This is a genomic window from Oleiphilus sp. HI0061, assembly GCF_001635675.1.
In genome coordinates this window covers 1-331 of record NZ_LWFE01000893.1, presented here as the reverse complement: position 1 = coordinate 331, position 331 = coordinate 1, and the positions used below count along the sequence as shown (strand labels likewise).

Below are 331 nucleotides of genomic sequence, written 5' to 3'. Positions count from 1 at the left end.
ATTCTGGTATTTGTATTCAACATTGGCTTATTCCTGTATGCAAAGCCGATTATAAGCTTCATTGATGGCGCACGTGATAGCGGCGTCAAAGTCACACTGTTTCGCGCCTTAAACGGCCTGGTGCTGATTCTTCATATCGTCCATCTGGTTTTTCTCAGACTCAACAATAGCTACGAAAACTTCTTTATACACTTGGGTTTAAGTCTCACCACTCTGTATCTCAGCATCCTGATTTACAGTATTTGTAGCCGCCAATCTCGCAAGAAGTTCGGCCTCGAAAAAGTTGTTGATGAGAAGCCTGTTTTTCTAGACACCTACTCAAGCCGTCTAG

The 331-nt window shown here is 43.2% G+C and carries 1 protein-coding gene; it reads left to right on the top strand.

Going from position 1 to position 331, the window contains the following annotated elements; genetic code table 11:
- Positions 1-331: hypothetical protein (locus A3735_RS30815; protein WP_197485842.1), on the top strand; the 331-nt coding region annotated here is incomplete at both ends.